Below are 13,208 nucleotides of genomic sequence, written 5' to 3' on the forward strand. Positions count from 1 at the left end.
AAAAAGCAAGATAACGCACCCGGCCGTAAGGCTACAGCCCGGTGCCGAGCACCCCGTACAGGCTTTCTACCCCCCGGAAGTAGTTGCTGAGACGAATATTCTCGTTCGGACTGTGCTGATTGTTATCCGGATTAACGAGTGGCAGTACGATGGCGGGTACGTCGAGGGTGTTGACGAAGGGCGCGATCGGAACCGAGCCACCCATGGTGCGGACCAGTACCGGCGGCTCACCGAAAGTATTGGTCAGGGCCCGCTGCAGCCAGGTGCCGGTCGGTCCGTTCAGGTCAGTGCGGAAGGCGCCGTACTCGCTCCGCCCGCTGAAGCTGGCCAGTCGGGGGTAGTCGAGCCGTTCCTGATCGGTCGGTTCACGCCCGTCGGGGATGAGGTGAAAGCCCTGATTCTTGATGTGCTGCTCCACCAATTCGAGCAGCCGGTCGCCGTCGCTTTCCTTCACGAGTCGCAGATCCAGGTTGGCTACCGCGGTGGCGGGAATGATGGTACGCGCCGCGCTGCCCACCCAGCCGCTCGACATGCCCCGGATATTGAGACTAGGGTACTGCAGAGCCTCCTGTAGGTTCTCCCCCACCCCGTCGGGCTCACTGAATCCGATGGCCTCCCGGATCTGCCGCGGATCGTCGGGTACGCCGGCCATCATTTCGCGGGTAGCTTCGTCCAGCTCGATGCCGTCGTAGTAGCCGGCGATCGTGACCCGCCCCTGCTGGTCCTTCATGGAACCCAGCAACTGGGCTAGGCGCAGGGCCGGATTGGGCGCGTAGTTCCCGTAGTGTCCGCTGTGCTGGGGCAGCCGCGGACCGTAAACCGTCAGTCGGGCGGTCGCGATTCCCCGGGCTCCCCCCACCAGGGTCGGCTCGTTGATCGCGTGTACGGGTCCGTCGAGGATCACTAGGTGGTCGGCGGCGAGGGCCTCCCGGTGGGTTTCGACGGCGCCGGGCAGGTCGGGACTACTCCCTTCCTCCATCGGATCGACGATGAATTTTACGTGATACGCCGGGCGTTTTCCGTCGGCGATCATCTGATCCCAGGCCACCAGGAACATCATGATCGGAGCCTTGGCGTCGCTGCTGGAGCGGGCGAAAAGCCGTACGTCGCTGGTGTCGGGTCGCGCGGTCAGTTCCGCGTTTTCGTACTGGATGCTGCCGGCCTCATCCACCGCCATGGTTCCGTAGACGGGGTTGAAGGGCGGCGCAAGCACCCACTTGCTGGGGTCGACGGGCTGGCCGTCCACGTGGCCGTAAAAGAGTACCGTTTCGGCATTTGCATCTTCGGCCGGGAAGCCGAGCAGCAGCAGGTCAATGCCTTCGTTGGGTAGCCGTTGGGTGGTAAATCCCCGCTTACTGTATTCCCGTTCCAGCCACTGCAGGTTCGGTTCCAGTTGCCCTTCGATGTGGGCGTCGTTGGACAGGGATAGGAAGTCGATGAACTGCGGCAGACTACTCAGCGTGCGCTCGTAGAGGGCGGAGGTTTGGGCGGGGACGCGGGAGCAGAGAACACAGAGTAAAAGCAGGCTGAAGTAACGCATAGGTTGGTTTGGGACTAACGATTAACGGCTCATCTTATAAGCCTCGGTGGTCACAAAGTACTTCGTAAGCATATTCGTCCGCTCCCATTCGGGTATTTTTCCGTCGATCAGGTACTTCAGGTACTGTTCCGTGACCTGCCCGAAGTGGTCCTCGTGGCCGGTGCGGAGATCCGCTGGCACCGTGATCTCGTAACCCGAGTCGGCCCCGCGGTAGGCAATACCGGGAAACTGGTCCTGCAGCTCTTCGATTGCGGCCTTCAAGACTTCCTCCGTTAGTGCCCCTACCGGCTCGACGTACAGCGTCGGGGTATATTTCTGGGCGGCGTCCTGGCGGATGACCAGATTGGCCTTCGTGCCCCGCATGATCGAGTAGTGGGTATCGGCGGCACCGGGAGGGGCTTCGTAATTCCAGATCACGGAGGCCTTACCGTGTACGCCGCGCACGGTGAAGTCGATCTCGCCATTGGCGAAGACTTCGAGCTTGTCGCCCTTCATGCGCGGCCGCAGGTAATCGGGGAATTCACTCAATCCCGTCACGTGGGAGAACTGACCGAGGTCCATTTCGGTCGCCCAGCGCCGGGCCCTTACCACTTCCACGTCTTCGACTCCGATGGGCTGATCGGGAAAGGTTTCCCACAGGATCAGGTCGACCAGGTGAGTGGCTACATCCACGATTCCCTCGCCCTGCTGCTCCACGTCGAAGAACCAGGCCGGCCGGATGAGCGGCGCACCGGAAACCTCCTTACTGAAGTGGTGCACACTCTCCTTGCTGATGGCGGGCTCGTCGACCGACCCCTTCACCAGTTCGCCGAATAGCTCGGGCTGCTGGGATAGCGCCCGCTGCAGCATCGTCGTGATCTCGAAGCGCTCGGTCATGATGTCGTAGACGAGCAGGCCCTTTTCCTCCGCTTCCTCCAGGGTGGACTTTAGTAGGTCGTATTCCGCCGGATCGATCACCATGGGCTTATCGGCCAGCACGTTCAGGCCGTTGTCGACGGCGGCCTCGATGTACTCCGTTTTGCGGCCGTTGTTGCCGGACAGCACCACCACGTTGCCGGCGCGGTCGGCTAGCATGCGGTCCAGGTAATCCGGTCCGGTGTACACTTCCTCCTTCCAGGCGGTCGGATTGTCTCCCGAGTTGTAGCGTTCGATGCGGCCGAGGTGTTGCTGCACGTCGTCGCCGGGGGGAGCGTAGACGTGCACCGTCGGATCGACTTGCTCGTACATCTTTTTCTGCACCAGTCCGGCGTGGAAGTGGCCGGGATCCAGGGTGATGAGTTTGACCTCACCGGCACCGCCCCGGAAGCCGGTGGTCGTCGGATCGTTGGCCGGTGGATTGGAGGAAGCACAGCCCATGATGGTGGTCAGGATAAATAGGGGGAATATTCTCACGGTGGGAGTTTGTCGGTTATCGTCGGGAACTACAGGACGGTCTTTACTTAGCGCGCATTGCCGGCCAACACGGGGATGTTTTCGTAGCCGTAGGGATAGCGCTGCGACCGCGACAGCATCCGGTTGGCGGCGTCGTTATCTTTAAATCGCTCGTTGATGGGGTCCCAGTGGAGTTTACCGGGCACCTTCATAGCAATGTGGGAGATCAGGCAGGCGGTGCAGGAGCGGTGGGCCACCTCGGCGGGGGAGATGGTCAGTTCGCGCGACTTCATACACTCGAGCCAGTTTCGGTGCTGTTCGGGACTGTCGTAAAGCCGGATGTCGTCTTCACCGATTTCGAGCTGCCCCTTATCGAGCGAGGTCTTGAAGGCGGGTGAGTTGCCGAAGTCCGGGTCGTTGGCCGTGACGGCGACGTTGCCACGGGATACGAAGATGTCCCCGTCCGTTCCGTAAAAGTGGATGCCGTTGGGCAGTTCTCCGTCGATGATCATGGTGGCTCCGTTGGCGTACTTGCTCTCGACGTGGTAGGGTCCGTGGACGGTCCACAGGCCCTCAGTCGGAAACTCGGCCGTGGCTTCCAGTTCGATCGGACCGGTAAATTCCGTGCCCATGCCCCAGTGGGCGATATCGATGTGGTGTACCCCCCAGCCCGTAATCATACCGGCGCCGAACTGCTCGCAGCGCAGCCAGCCGGGACGGGAAAAATCGTCCTGCGGGTGCACTCTTTCCAGGGTGTAGGGGACGTAGGGCGTGCGGCCGAGCCACATGTCGTAGTTCAGGTTTTCGGGGACGGGCATGGGCGTCGGGTCTCCGCCCGCCGGGTCGCTGGGCAGGCCGATCTCTACCCGCTCGATCTTACCGATGCGTCCGTTACGGACCAGCTCGCAGGCGCGCCGAAATTGGGGCCACGGGTCGGTCGAACGCTGCTGGCTGCCGAGCTGGAACACTACTCCGGAACGGTGAACGATGTCGCTCATCATCCGTCCCTCCGCCACGGTGAGGGAGGTGGGCTTCTGCAGGTAAATGTCCTTCCCGGCCAGCGCGGCCTCGATGGCGGGCTGGGCGTGCCAGTGGTCCGGAGTGCTGATGATGACGCCGTCGATGTCGGGACTGGCGAGCAACTCCCGGTAGTCGTCGTACATCTTCACGTCGATGAACTTATCGCTGCCCTTGTTCTCGCGGTAGTACTGCTCGATGTAGGCTTTGCCGAGTTCCTTGCGCTTACTGTCCACGTCACAAACGGCGACGACCCGCGCCATATCGTTCTTCATCGTCTCGGGAAGATCATGCCCCCGGGCGATGCGGCCGAAGCCGATCTGGGCGATGTGCAGCTTGTTGCTGGGCGCGTTCTTACCGAGTACGGAGGCAGGAACAATGGTGGGAAAAGCGACGGTGGCGGCCGTGGCTAGGAGAGATTTTTTGATGGCGGATCGACGATTCATAGGACAGGGATTGAGGGGACGAGGGGAGAGAAGGATTAAAGGAGAGAGGGATTGAGGGGGAGAGGGAATGAATTACTCCGCGGCCCAGCGGATACCGCCGAGGATGTGCCGGAGGAACTGGGGGTCGGAGTAGTGCTCGATGCGGTGACCGAGGGAGGTGTACCACTGGCGCCCACCGTCGGTGGTGTGGTACCAGGAGGTGGGGAAGGTGCTGCCGAAGGTGTCGGCCGGGTAGGTGGTTTTACCTTCCTCGTCATCGACGGTGCCGAGGTCGGCGGCGAGCAGTACGTGGATGGCGGGATTGAGCTGCTTGAGGTAATAGCATTCATCGTCCCTGATGTGCCAGGTGGCGGGCAGGAAGTCGGTGGAGGGGTGATCGGAATCCACTACCAGCACATCGAAATCCTGCCGTTTGGCGTGGCGGTGAAACTTGCCGCCCAGATTGCGCCAGAACCAGGGCCAGTCGCGCTCCGAGCCGCAGGCGGAGTGAATGCCCACGAAGCCACCACCCGCCTCGATGTACGATTTGAAGGCTTGCTCCTGTTCCGGGGTGTCGAAGATGTCGTTGTTGGTATTCGAAAATACCAGCACGTCGAATTCTTCCAGTCCATCGGGAGTGAACATGCCCGGGTCGTCGGTGGCGACTACCTCGAAGCCATTGTCCTTACCCATCTGCTCGATGGCCACGATGCTGGCCGGAATGTTGTCGTGCACGAAGCCCTTGCCGTTCTTGGTATACAGCAGTACCCGCGCACCCGCCAGACCATTATCATCGTTCCACCGCACCCGCGGGGGATGGGCAAAGTCCTGCCAGTAGCGGTTGGCGGTCGTGGTGTCGAGTTGGCCGTCGTAGACGAGCATGCGGTACTTAAGTTGGTAAGTGCCGCCGGGTCGCATGACGTAATCGCGGTCCTGGGCCGGATTAAAATTAACGAAGACGTTCTCCTTTCCCCCGTTCGCCCCGGTGGGCCAGATGCGAATCTGCTCGGGAAAGTTGTAGTTGCCGGGGTGGGTCATGAAGAGGATGCCCGAGCGGCCGTGTTCCGTGGGGCCTTCGACCTTCATCCACCGCGCACGGGTCGCGTTACCGTCGGATTTATTCTTGCCCCCGCTCGTGAGCAGCTCGACGTTGTCGTCGTTCCAGCTGGCCCGCCCGCGGTAGCCGAAGCCCTGGTAGCGGTAGGCCTTTACGGTGAAGGGTTCGCCGGTGATGTTCGTCTGCCTGGTGGTGTAGTCGACCAGGTAGTTGTCGTCGTCTGCCGGCAGTACGCGCAGATCGAGCGTCTCTTCCAGCAGTTGTTCGGGATTTTCGGCCACGGCACTGTCGCGGTAGGCCAGGTAAGCGTGGCGGGCGGTCAGTCCGGCCTGGACGTTGCCGTCCGTCACTTCACTCACACCCTGTGCTTCCACCGTTCCGTGTCCGCGCACCAGGTTCCAGAAGTCCAGCTCCTTACCCCTGAATTCGGTATGCGTCCAGGGATTCCACACGCCGTAGTGGTGGTAGTGGTCGGGTGGCTGAATGCGGGAAAGGGTATCGCCGCTCGGCGAGAGCAGCGGGTGAAGGTAGCCGCCCCGCGAAAAGATCGGATCCACGCCGTCGGGTACCGCGGCGGGGGCGTACTGGTAGGTCATTACTTCCCTCCCGTTCACGGCAAATCGTACGGCCCCGTCCTCATTCTGGGCGGTGAACGCAGGAGCAGGGGAAGTCACGGAAGCCTGGCGAAGTTGGTAGTTCCGCGATGTACCGGCTGGTGTCGACCCGGTCATGATCCAACACAACTGGCGATTATCCCACTGGGCGGTCACCGCTTTGTCTTCCCCGTCCGTGACCTCGTACAGGGTCAGGGTGGCGCGATTGGACCAGAGGCTGTCCGGCACTTCGGTGCACAGCGGAGTATCCGTGCGGTCGTACGCACCGGCAGAGGCCGAGAAGGTTGGGGTGACGGATTGTCCCATCAGGGTGACGCTTCCCAAAAGGGCAAGGGAAAAAATATGTTGATGCATTCTCGACGAGTAGGTGTTGGAGCAGACCAAAGTAGGAAAAACCATTCATTCGTTAACGTTCGTCACTTACCCAGAGCCGTTGGCACGAAAAACCGGTAGCTGCCGGAACCCAATAGAACCGTAACGTTCTTATCCGTTTGCTGCACCTCGTGGACCCCGTTCCCACCGGTAAGTAGTTCACCATCCAGTTCAACCCGCTCCGCCGTAGCGTCGGGTAGCACGAGCTCAGCCGTCGTGTTCGGTGGGACGGTGATGTTGACCGTCAGGCCGGCATCGGACAGTTGCCATCCGCTGGCGGCGGGACCGTAGGGGGTAAGCAGTTCGGCGGTGGCGTCGGTCAGGCTGCCGCCGGGCCGGGGACGCAACTTCAACCGTCGGTAGCCCGGTTCGCTTGCATCGGTATCCAGTCCGGCTACGGTCCGGTAGAGCCAGTCGCCCACCGCCCCGTAGGCATAATGGTTGAAGGAATTCATGGTGATGGCCTGGAAGGTAGAGTCGGGCTTGATGCCGTCCCACCGCTCCCAGATGGTCGTAGCGCCCCGGGTGACGGGATAGAGCCAGGAGGGGTATTCCTTCCGCTCCAGCAGTTGGTAGGCATCGTCGAGGTAGCCGAAGCGGGTAAGCACTTCCAGCAAGTAGGGCGTACCCAAAAAACCCGTGGTGAGGTGGCCGTAGGAGCGGACATTTTCTACCAGGCGCCGCGCGGCCTGCTCCCGCAGATCTTCCGGAAGAATGTCGAAGTGCAGGGCGAGCACGTAGGCCGTCTGGGTGCTGCTGACGAGTCGGCCGCCCGGAGTGACGTACTCGTGGAGGTAGGCCTCCCGCAGTTGTTTGGCCAGTTCCCGGTAGCGGGTGGCGTCCGCTGTTTTTCCCAGTATTTCCGCGGTCCGGGCCAACAGGTCGGTGGAGTAGACGAAGAAGGATTGGGCGATGAGGTATTTATCGGTTACCGCCGAGCGGCCGTCGTTGTCGTCGTTGGCGGAGTAGAAGAGCCAGTCGCCGAAGTGAAAGCCCGTATTCCAGAGCATACTTTCGCCGGCCTTTTCCTCCATATACCCCACCCACGCCTGCATACTAGGGTATTGCTCTTCGAGAATGCGCCGGTCGCCGTAGGCCAGGTACATCGTCCAGGGGGCGATCGTCGCTACGTCGGCCCACCCGGCCGCGCCGGCGGCATTCGCTCCGAGTACGTGGGGGATGACGAAGGGCACGGAGCCCGATTCCAACTGATCGGCCGCGAGGTCCTTCAGCCACTTCTGAAAAAATCCGGAGACGTCGTAATTAAAGGTAGCGGTGCGGGCGAACGCCTGGGCGTCGCCCGTCCATCCGAGCCGCTCATCCCGCTGGGGACAATCGGTGGGGACGTCCACGAAGTTTCCCCGCTGCCCCCACTGGATGTTGCGCTGCAGCTGATTGATCAGCGAGTCGGAACAGGTGAAGGTGCCGGTGGGCCTCATGTCGGAGTGGATGACCTCGGCGGTGAACCGATCCGGGGAAAGCGTGCCCGGCCACCCCTTCACCCGGATGTAGCGGAAGCCCATAAAGGTGAACTGCGGCCGAAAGGTTTCTTCGGCCCCGCCCGCCAGGGTGTAGTCGATGCGTTGCTTGGCGGCGCGCAGGTTGGTGGTGTAGAAGTTGCCCTCCTTATCCAAAACCTCGGCGTGCTCTACGGTCACTGTGGTTCCCGCCGGTCCGGACACGGAAAAGGCGACCCGCCCCACCAGGTTTTGGCTGAAGTCGAGTACGGTATCCCCCTCCGGAGTTACGATCAGTTCTACGGGATCGAGCGTTTCGGTGACCCGCACTCCGGGGCCGACCGGTGCCACCAGTATCTCCTTGCTGTGGTCCGCCACCCGTACGCCGGCCCAGTTTTCGGCGCTGAATCCGGGCTCCGTCCACCCGCTTTGCTCCCGGCGGGCGTCGTACACCTCCCCGTTGTAGATGTCGGAGCTGCGGATCGCGCCGGTGCCGGCCCGCCAGTCGCCGTCGGTCGTGATGCGCTCGGTCTTGCCGTTGCGGTAGGTTACTTCGAGCTGGGCGAGCAGGCCCAGTTTCGTACCGTAGTGATTGCGGGCGTCGGCCCAGGCCAGGTAGCCGCGGTACCACCCGTCGCCCAGGGCTACGCCGATGGCGTTCGGACCGCTCCTGAGGTGATCGGTCACGTCGTAGGTCTGGTACTGCAGCCGCTCGTCGTAGACCGTCCAGCCCGGGGTGAGGAGCAGGTCCCCTACCCGCTTGCCGTTGATTTTTGCTTCGTACACGCCGTGGGCCGTGATGTAAAGCCGAGCGGAGACGATGTTGTTACCCAGGTCAAATTCCCGGCGCAGGAGGGGGGCGGGCATGGACCGGTCTTCTGCTTCGGTCAGGTCGGGCTCGATCCATTCGGCGGTCCAGTCCGCGGGTTCCAGCAAACCGGTTTCCCACCGGGCCGGTTGGCTCCATTCGGTGGGCTGGTCACTACCCGTCCAGGCCCGGACTTGCCATACGCGTTGCTCCCGCGACCCCGCCGCCGGTCCTGCGTAATCAACGAGCACGGAAGCGTCGGAATCGACCTTTCCGGAGTCATGTATAAGCCTGCGCCCCCTGACCAAATCCGCCTCACTGGCCGCTACCCTAATCTGGTAGGCGGTCTGCATGATGTCGCGCTGATCGGACTGCAATTGCCAGCTAAGTCGGGGGTGAATTTCCCCTACCCCTAAGGTATTTTCTTGCTGCTCGAAGCGGAGGTTGGTTACGGAAACGTCCTGGGCATGGATGATGCCAAGACCGAGAAACAGTAGAAGGAGCAAAAATCGCATAGGAGAGTGCAATGGTGAACCCCCTAAGGTATTGATCCGCCGTTAGTAAACTGTCCTGTACTTTCCTGTAACGGCACCCTCACGCCCTGCATCACCTCCGCCAGTAGGGTATGCGAATGCAATCGTGCGCCGTGGTCGAAAATATGGGAGGCCACCATCAGTTCGTCGATCCGGGTAAGCTTGGTGAATTCGCGCAGGTCTTCCTCCAGGGTGGCTTTACTTCCGAAGAATGAGGCGGACAGCATCTGCCCGACGTACTGCCGCTCGGCCTCCGACCAGAGTGCGTCCATGGAGTCGACGGGGGGCTGCATCAGTCGCCGTTTGCCGGTCACGATCCCCAGAAAGGCCTGCTGTAGGGTAGTCGCTAACCGGTTGGCTTCCGCGTCCGTATCGGCGGCCACCACGTTCACGCAGGCGATCACGTAAGGCTCGGAGAGGACGGCGGACGGCCGGAAGTTTTCGCGGTACCGCTTCAGAGCGGGTAGCAATTGCGCCGGAGCGAAGTGACTGGCGAAGGCATAGGGCAAACCAAGCAGGCCCGCCAAATACGCACTTTCCGTACTGGACCCGAGAATGTAAATGGGCACGTCGAGTCCCTCCCCGGGAATGGCGCGTACCTGGCTACTTCGGTTCTCGGCGGAAAAGTAGGTCTGCAGTTGCTGAATATCGCGGGGGAAGTCGTGGGCCGCGTCAAAACGATGCCCGCGAATGGCCCGGGAGGCAACCGGGTCGGTGCCCGGCGCGCGTCCCAGCCCCAGATCGATTCGGTTGGGGTAGAGCGAGGCCAGGGTGCCCATTTGTTCGGCTACGACCAGCGGCGAGTGATTGGGCAGCATGATGCCGCCGGAACCTACCCGCAGGGTGGTCGTACCGCCCGCCAGGTAACCGATCAGGATGGTCGGGGCCGAACTCGCAACGCCGGCCATGTTGTGGTGCTCCGATACCCACATGCGGGTGTAGCCGAGTTGCTCGATGTGGCGGGCCAGCTCCAGGCTTTTGCGGAAGGTATCGGCCGGTTGATCCCCCTCGGCGACGGCGGCGAGTTCGAGGACGGAGTAAGCGAGTTGGTGGGGAGGATTGCTAGACATATCGGTAGGGTTTCGACTGCCCCGGGCGGGGCCTACGAATACAATATGCCGCCGAAATGGTTGGGTGTCCCGCCGTCCGCTACCGCAGCGCTTCCATGCTATCCTGCCGCACCTGGATGATGCCGCGGCGGGGCCGGTCCAGATCGATGATGATAAATACCAACAGGCAGATCAGCAGGTTCAGCACCAGGGCGGGGACGCGGGAGCGACGTTCCCCCAGTCCGGTGGAATACCCGATGAGCGCCCCCGTACTCATAAAAAAGACGAACAGCAGGTAAAAAATCGCCGGGGGCACGTGGCGTTGCAGGGCGTCGATGCGGCTACCGTAGGCATCGATCATTTCGTTGACGGCCTGGAGGAAGTAGCCGGTCTTGACGGGGTTGGGATTGGCGTCGGCGGCCGCTACGCCGATGTCCCAGATGCGCTGCTGCAGGGCGGAGGTTTCCCGGTTTAGTGCTTTGCGTTCTTCGCGGTGGGTAAGATCGACTTCGGCGCTGCGGAGCCGCAGTTCGATGTACTCGTCGATGGCGACTTGCGCCTGACCGTCGAAGGGTTCCGGCAGCAGGGCGGTCCGCAGCTCGGCGGTACCGATGGCGTTGGCTTCGTTCACCTCGGCCCCGGAACGCTCGTCGTAGCGCTGGATTGACATGCTGAAGGTAAAGCCCAGGATAAGGGCCAGCAGACCGAGCACCCCACCCTGGATGGCGGAGGTTTGTGATTTGACGTCGCTGTCCGAACGATCGAGGTAGTATCCTCCCATCCGCAGTCCCAGCTCATTGGCGATGACGATGAGGACAAATAGGATGACCGCAATTAAAACACTGTTCAGGCTATACATATCGACCATGGGAGGTGAATTATCGGAGGGCTTCCATGCTGTCCTGCTTCACCTCGATGACGCCGCGGCGGGGCCGGTCGAGGTCGATGATGATGAACACCAGCAGGCAGATCAGCAGATTAAGGACTAGGGCGGGGACGCGGGAGCGACGTTCTCCCAGACCGGTCGAGTAGCCGATCAGCGCACCGGTAGCAATGAAGAAAATAAAGAGCAGGTAAAAGATCGCCGGGGGCACGTGGCGGTTGAGCACGTCCAGTCGCCGACCCTGAGCGTCGATCATGTCGTTGACGGCGGTCAGGAAGTAGCCCGTCCGTACCGGGTTGGGCGCTTCGTCCGCCGCGGCTACCCCGATGTCCCAAATGCGCTGCTGGAGCTTGTTGGTGCGGGCATTCAGGGCTTTGCGTTCGGATACGCGCGTGAGGTCGATGTGGCTGCTCTCCAGCCGGAGGTCGATGTAGTCGTCGATGGCAGACTGCGCCTCGGTAGCGTAGGGTTCGGGGAGCAGGGAAGTGCGGAGCTCGGCCGTACCGATGGCGTTGGCTTCCTCTACTTCCGCGCCGGCCCGGCTGTCGTAGCGCTGAATCGACATATTAAAGGTAAAGCCCAGAATCAGCGCCAGCATACCGATAATTCCTCCCTGAATGGCGGAGGTTTGTGACTTCACATCGCTGTCTGACTTATCCCGTGCCCGCTGCCCCAGCCGGAGTCCAAGAACATCGGCTCCGATAATTAAAAAGAACAGGATAGCGACGATAACGACGCTGTTGAGGTTGTACATGCAGGCGGTTTAGGGAGGCGAAGATAATCCGGCCGACCGATGTAACAACACGATTCCGTGTGGGATTCAGTCCGCCTAAAACGATCATTCCGGCCGGCTTTTAGGTTACGGGTACACGGCCGAAACCTTTCCGCCGCCGCAGCAATTTCCGGATCATATGCTCGTACGTCCCCACCCCACCGGCTGGCGCATCACCCTCCACCCCGCCCACGGACTACTCGCCGCGGAGCTGTATACCCACCTGCCCTCCACCGTGCCGCCGGAGCTCGCCCTGCCGACCGTTCTGGCCGTCGCCCAACACGACGATCACCAGCTCGATTTTGCGGCGGGGGATTACCTGACGGAACGGGGGGCACCGAAGGATTTTACCCTGCTGAAACTAAGCGAGGCACAGCGCAGCGAGCAGGCCGAAGGATTAATGAAAGATGCCTACCGGAAACACGGCTGGACCGGCCTGCTGATCGGCCGTCACTTTGAATTCCTGTATTCCGGACAACCGGTAGACGCCCGTTTAAAGAAATTGCTCCGCCAAATCTCTACCAAGCGAACGGAGATCCTTCATTCCCGGGCCTGGGCGGCGGATCTACTGGAAACTACCTACGGCAAGTTGCGGTTTTGCGACCGCCTGTCGCTTATCCTGTGCGGCGAGGAGGCTCCCTCCCCGGGACGCGAATTGGAAATAAACGACGCAATGGGCGAGTCGATCTTTCTGCGCCAGGAAGATGAATCACGCAAAGTCGTGGTACGTCCCTGGCCATTTGAGGAAGCGAGCTTTTCCGTTTCGGTAGAATCCTTCGTCCTGGACCAGCTCAGCTTCAAGAGCGGAGAAGAGTTGGGGAAAAAGCTCGCGGACACTCCGGCTGAGGTGCGCAGTTGGAACTTATGTGAGCAGTAGCGACGGTGGGTCAGCCCCGGCTGGTTCCCCTTCGCCAGCGGCGCGATTTGCGCATAAATCCGATGCTGGCTATTGCATAAATAAGGTTCAGAAGTACGTAAACGGTGACGTATGGCATCACCTCGCCGATTTCCACTACCTGGCTTCCACTCAGGTAGATAATAACGCATAGTACCAGGAATACCACGGATAAAACAAGGGCGACGGTAGAGAATAATTTCATTAAGGGTTTATTTCAATAACGGCCTGCGTATTTCGCTCTGAGCCCGTTACATGAGTAGGTGCGGCAACATACAAGCGCGTCATGGTAACCATTACAATTACCATTGCGCATAGTTAAATGGCGAAGATACGCCGTCAGCAGAGTGAAGTGGGCGTTTATCTCAGCTACTTCTACCCACCTGTGTATTATCAGACCTCGACGTGAACCAAA

Annotated in this window: 10 protein-coding genes; 1 reads left to right on the forward strand and 9 read right to left on the reverse strand. The window is 61.0% G+C overall.

Features of this window, described 5'->3' with window-relative positions:
• Positions 1–31 precede the first annotated feature (31 nt).
• The 8 genes from GGR28_RS16390 to GGR28_RS16425 form a co-directional block, all read right to left on the reverse strand.
• Positions 32–1,540, reverse strand: coding sequence for a M20/M25/M40 family metallo-hydrolase (locus GGR28_RS16390; protein WP_183496904.1), 1,509 nt, complete (start codon positions 1,538–1,540; stop codon positions 32–34).
• 21 nt (positions 1,541–1,561) lie between these two features.
• The gene (locus GGR28_RS16395; RefSeq protein WP_183496905.1) at positions 1,562–2,932 is read right to left on the reverse strand and encodes a putative oxidoreductase C-terminal domain-containing protein; all 1,371 of its coding nucleotides are present in this window, start codon (positions 2,930–2,932) and stop codon (positions 1,562–1,564) included.
• Between the two features lie 47 nt (positions 2,933–2,979).
• On the reverse strand, positions 2,980–4,374 hold the full coding sequence (locus GGR28_RS16400; protein ID WP_183496906.1) for a Gfo/Idh/MocA family protein: 1,395 nt from the start codon (positions 4,372–4,374) through the stop codon (positions 2,980–2,982).
• A gap of 72 nt (positions 4,375–4,446) precedes the next feature.
• A complete protein-coding gene (locus tag GGR28_RS16405) occupies positions 4,447–6,378 on the reverse strand; it encodes a DUF6807 family protein (protein WP_183496907.1) in 1,932 nt (643 codons plus the stop codon).
• A 62-nt stretch (positions 6,379–6,440) separates the two neighbouring features.
• Entirely contained in the window at positions 6,441–9,176 is a 2,736-nt protein-coding gene (locus GGR28_RS16410) for an alpha-L-rhamnosidase (protein WP_183496908.1), read from the reverse strand.
• A 23-nt stretch (positions 9,177–9,199) separates the two neighbouring features.
• Positions 9,200–10,264: an LLM class flavin-dependent oxidoreductase gene (locus GGR28_RS16415; protein WP_183496909.1), complete on the reverse strand. Its 1,065-nt coding sequence runs from the start codon at positions 10,262–10,264 to the stop codon at positions 9,200–9,202.
• Positions 10,265–10,343: 79 nt separating this feature from the next.
• Positions 10,344–11,111, reverse strand: a complete 768-nt coding sequence (locus GGR28_RS16420) for a bestrophin-like domain (RefSeq protein ID WP_221233924.1) — start codon at positions 11,109–11,111, stop codon at positions 10,344–10,346.
• A gap of 10 nt (positions 11,112–11,121) precedes the next feature.
• Positions 11,122–11,880, reverse strand: coding sequence for a bestrophin-like domain (locus tag GGR28_RS16425; protein ID WP_183496910.1), 759 nt, complete (start codon positions 11,878–11,880; stop codon positions 11,122–11,124).
• 157 nt (positions 11,881–12,037) lie between these two features.
• Here GGR28_RS16425 and GGR28_RS16430 point away from each other — a divergent pair, with 157 nt between their 5' ends.
• Complete coding sequence (locus tag GGR28_RS16430) at positions 12,038–12,775, forward strand: DUF3891 family protein (protein ID WP_183496911.1); 738 nt, start codon at positions 12,038–12,040, stop codon at positions 12,773–12,775.
• A gap of 10 nt (positions 12,776–12,785) precedes the next feature.
• Here GGR28_RS16430 and GGR28_RS16435 read toward each other — a convergent pair whose 3' ends face one another.
• Entirely contained in the window at positions 12,786–12,998 is a 213-nt protein-coding gene (locus GGR28_RS16435; RefSeq protein ID WP_183496912.1) for a hypothetical protein, read from the reverse strand.
• Positions 12,999–13,208 lie beyond the last annotated feature (210 nt).

The organism is Neolewinella aquimaris (assembly GCF_014197245.1).
GTDB lineage: Bacteria > Bacteroidota > Bacteroidia > Chitinophagales > Saprospiraceae > Neolewinella > Neolewinella aquimaris.

Bases quoted from the DNA above. Each gene is read 5' to 3' on its own strand.
- GGR28_RS16390 (WP_183496904.1), bottom strand. From the start codon at position 1,540: ATGCGTTACTTCAGCCTGCTTTTACTCTGTGTTCTCTGCTCCCGCGTC.
- GGR28_RS16400 (WP_183496906.1), bottom strand. From the start codon at position 4,374: ATGAATCGTCGATCCGCCATCAAAAAATCTCTCCTAGCCACGGCCGCC.
- GGR28_RS16405 (WP_183496907.1), bottom strand. From the start codon at position 6,378: ATGCATCAACATATTTTTTCCCTTGCCCTTTTGGGAAGCGTCACCCTG.
- GGR28_RS16410 (WP_183496908.1), bottom strand. From the start codon at position 9,176: ATGCGATTTTTGCTCCTTCTACTGTTTCTCGGTCTTGGCATCATCCAT.
- GGR28_RS16415 (WP_183496909.1), bottom strand. From the start codon at position 10,264: ATGTCTAGCAATCCTCCCCACCAACTCGCTTACTCCGTCCTCGAACTC.
- GGR28_RS16420 (WP_221233924.1), bottom strand. From the start codon at position 11,111: ATGGTCGATATGTATAGCCTGAACAGTGTTTTAATTGCGGTCATCCTA.
- GGR28_RS16425 (WP_183496910.1), bottom strand. From the start codon at position 11,880: ATGTACAACCTCAACAGCGTCGTTATCGTCGCTATCCTGTTCTTTTTA.
- GGR28_RS16430 (WP_183496911.1), top strand. From the start codon at position 12,038: ATGCTCGTACGTCCCCACCCCACCGGCTGGCGCATCACCCTCCACCCC.
- GGR28_RS16435 (WP_183496912.1), bottom strand. From the start codon at position 12,998: ATGAAATTATTCTCTACCGTCGCCCTTGTTTTATCCGTGGTATTCCTG.